Source organism: Piscirickettsia salmonis LF-89 = ATCC VR-1361 (assembly GCF_000297215.2).
Classification (GTDB): Bacteria; Pseudomonadota; Gammaproteobacteria; order Piscirickettsiales; family Piscirickettsiaceae; genus Piscirickettsia; species Piscirickettsia salmonis.
On sequence record NZ_AMFF02000097.1, the window covers coordinates 1 to 3,643 of the forward strand.

Annotated in this window: 2 protein-coding genes; both read left to right on the forward strand. The window is 33.8% G+C overall.

The window, feature by feature from the left end; all coding sequences use genetic code 11:
• The first annotated feature begins 978 nt into the window (after window positions 1-978).
• The gene (locus tag C200_RS09760; protein ID WP_016211879.1) at window positions 979-1,998 is read left to right on the forward strand and encodes a ParA family protein; all 1,020 of its coding nucleotides are present in this window, start codon (window positions 979-981) and stop codon (window positions 1,996-1,998) included.
• Window positions 1,999-2,010: 12 nt separating this feature from the next.
• Window positions 2,011-3,351: a hypothetical protein gene (locus C200_RS09765; RefSeq protein ID WP_016211878.1), complete on the forward strand. Its 1,341-nt coding sequence runs from the start codon at window positions 2,011-2,013 to the stop codon at window positions 3,349-3,351.
• Window positions 3,352-3,643: the final 292 nt, after the last annotated feature.

Genomic DNA, 3,643 nt, shown 5'->3' on the forward strand with positions numbered 1-3,643 from the left:
TTTCACCTCACTAACTACGTAAGCGTCGCTACCTCGGTAGGTATTTTGCACATCCAATGATGCAAAATCGCCGAGCAAAACGCGACGACTATAAACCCTCGGCTGTCCGCGTCACACAGCGTTGCGTGCCTTGAATCGGCACACTCCACCACTGTGCTCTCACATGACTCTACGGTTCGTATAGATTTTTAGACACTCGTTACGCTTGCTACAGACCTAACGGTCTTTCGCAACTCCGCTCTGCTAAAAACCCGAACCTACCTCGGCCTACTCACCCCGTGCTTAGCACTCCATGGCTCGCAGCGGACGATCAACTTTTTATAATTTTTACCTTTTTTCCAAACGGAACACAAACGAGACACAAATAAATATTTCAAAATATAACAATAACAATACTTTTATAAGTAACGGAACACAAACGGGACACAAAACAGCAAAGTTTAAGCTGATCAGGAAAATTTAACTAATTTTATCAGTTATAACCAAGATAAACGGAACACAAATAAATATTTCAAAATACAACAAAGACAATGCTTTCATAAGTAACGGAACACAAACGGAACACAAACGGTACACAAATAAGCATTTCAGAATTCAATAAGGACAATACTTTTATAAGTAACGGAACACAAACGGTACACAAACAGGAAAACACATCTGTATTTCCTAATAAACGGAACACAAACGAGACACAAATAAGCATTTCAGAATTCAATAAGGACAATACTTTCATAAGTAACGGAACACAAACGGAACACAATAAATTCTCTATATATAATAATAGTAATATATAATAATTATCTTTTTATTTTTTTATCTACTTTAACCTATTTTAAATAGCTACATAGAAACCCTATAGCTAAGTAACATAATTTAACATGATACCTTATAAAACTTTGAAAGATTCATTTGACATGCTATCATCCTGTGATATGTTTACACATATTAGACACGTAAAAACATACCAAGGCGTTATTGATGACTAAAGCATGGACTCCTGGACAACTGATTAGCCTTTATAGAACTAACAAAGCAAAAAGCAGTGTATTAAGAGATGAGCAAAAAGGGGTTATTCCTCCAGCAAAACGAGAAAAAAGAGGAGCTATTTCTGTTAGGGTTTGGGATGAAGAATTAATTCCATTAATTGGTGAACAATACGGCTTTCTTAAAAAGAATTTTAAGAAAAAACGAAACCCTCAATCAGTTATTTCGGTTTATGCACCAAAAGGGGGAGTGTTAAAGTCTACTCTTGCTTTTAATCTTGCCAGAATATTTTCTATCAATAATATAAGTGTATTAGCCATAGGTTTAGAGGTCTCTCAGAGGACTCTTACATCAAACTTAGAGCTTGTGCATGACCATGAGGTAGAAAGTTTAGCAGAAGCACAAAAACTTCACTCAGGAGGCTTATGGGATGTATCAGAAGGGAGTCAATCAATACAAGATGTAATTTGTAAAAGTTCTTTGCCAAATTTGCATTATATTCCAGAATCAACAGACCTAAATTTATTAGAGCAAAGAATCAAAGACAGCCCTCGTAGGGAATACTTTTTACAAAAACTACTTAAACCAATAATGAAAAACTATGAGGTAATTATTTTTGATAACTCTCCTAGTTGGGGAAGTTTATTGGTGCAAAACTCATTAACTTTAGCCACGGATGTTGTAGCACCATTCTCCTGTGAATTAGAATCATATCGCTCTGTAACAACTAATATTGAAATGATTAATGATTTTAAAAGAGACATGGAACTGAATTGGAATAGCTTTTCTATTGTACCAACTAAAGTAGATCAAACGAAACTTAGTAAAGAAATTGAAACCCAATACCGAGTTTTATTTCCAGAGTTTGTTACTGCATCATCAATTAGGTTTTTGCGTGGAGTAGCAGAGGAAAGTGGGATGGAGCAGTTATCGGTAATTGAAAATAGTAATACTTCATCATTAGCTGACGATTACTATAATCTTTCTAAAGAACTTTGGACTAAGTTGAGCTAAGGACAGTAAGCTATGAGTGGCTCAAGTAAAAAGAATAAATCAAAGTTTAATGCTCTTTTTAGAAGTGTAAGGGTTGGTGATACGTCTGCACTATCAAATAATAATTCTTCTAAAAAAAGAACTGATAACGAACATAATGATTTAATTCTTAGTGAAGAAAAGGATATCGAAAAATCAAATGAGACGGGCTTGGAAAATGTCAACGGAACACAAACGGAACACAAACGGAACACAAAATTAGGCTTTAACTCCGAAAATAAACAGACGATAAAAAATAGAAATGGAACACAAACGGAATACAAGTTAAATAAAGAAAAAGTAATTAAATCAAATTCTAAAGATAAAACGGAACACAAACGGAACACAAAATTAGGTTTTATCTCCGAAAATAAACAGACGCTAAAAAATAAAAACGGAACACAAACGGAACACAAACGGAACACTGCTGATGCACTGAAAGGTGGAACTGCTGAGAAGCTAGAAAGTCAACCTAAAAAGTTTAACGGTGGTTTTATAGCAGATGAAACGCCTTCTATTGATTTATTATCTTCGATACAACAATCTGTTTTAATGGTAATGTATGACAGTGCTAAAGAAAATAATATGGATTTTACTACTGGAAAACTTACTATTAATGGAATTGCGAATAAGGCTGGTGTAAATAGCCGATCAATTAAAACAACAATTGCTAGATTAAAAGATAAGTACTATATTTCTATCAGTTCAAGAAAAGATGGTAGAGGTGGTTGGGTTTCATATAGGTTACAAAGAGGAGTTTTTTTTGAGATTAAAAACTCACTGTTAAGTGAGTCACCTGAAGAAAATAATCACACAGTACCTAAACATGAAATTGATAATCAAAGCACTGTTATTTCTGATTTAGACCTAGCCGGATTAGAAGAGTTTGGTTTTAAAAAAGTGCACTTTAACAATCTGACTAATAAGCTATCGATAGAAGAAATTCAGGAATCAATTAACCACTTTTCATGGGGGTTAAGGTTTAATCCTAAAAATGAAAAGTATAAAAAAGATGCGATTAATGTGCTAATTGGTTGTTTGGTGAAAAAATCAATATGGATAGAAAAAAACTATAAATCTGATGATGAAATCAGGCTAGATAAAAAGTTAGCATATGAAAAAGAAAAAGCTGAGCGTATTAAGAAAAAAGAGGAAGAGTTATTTAATGAGAAATTTAAAGCTTGGTCTGATGGTCTTACAGACCATGAAATTAAGCAAATTATTCCAAACTTGCCAACAGGAAAATTAGCAATAAAGCCGATGATTACAGCTGGATTAAGAAAGTACTATAAAGATAACTTGTGGAGTAGTGAAATTCTTACAGAAATTAATTAACTTAAAATCTACGATATAACTAGATATAGACTAGCCATTGAAGATACAAATATTTCTTTTCAATGAAATGATCCCCAAAATTTAATATCTAAATTAAGGCATACTTTTGGAGATTTTTACATGAGCAGACAGCAGTATTCAAGCAGCAAAAAGTTCCAGATTGCGACAGAACCCTATCATTCGCTTGGAAGGCTGTACCTTTAACCAACTGTAATAACCTGATCGGCTAACACCTAAGATTGAGCACACCCTATCTATTGGAAAAACACATTTATTTTCTTTGATCCAGGCG

Coding starts and splice junctions, on each gene's coding strand:
- C200_RS09765 (WP_016211878.1), top strand. CDS start 2,011: ATGAGTGGCTCAAGTAAAAAGAATAAATCAAAGTTTAATGCTCTTTTT.
- C200_RS09760 (WP_016211879.1), top strand. CDS start 979: ATGACTAAAGCATGGACTCCTGGACAACTGATTAGCCTTTATAGAACT.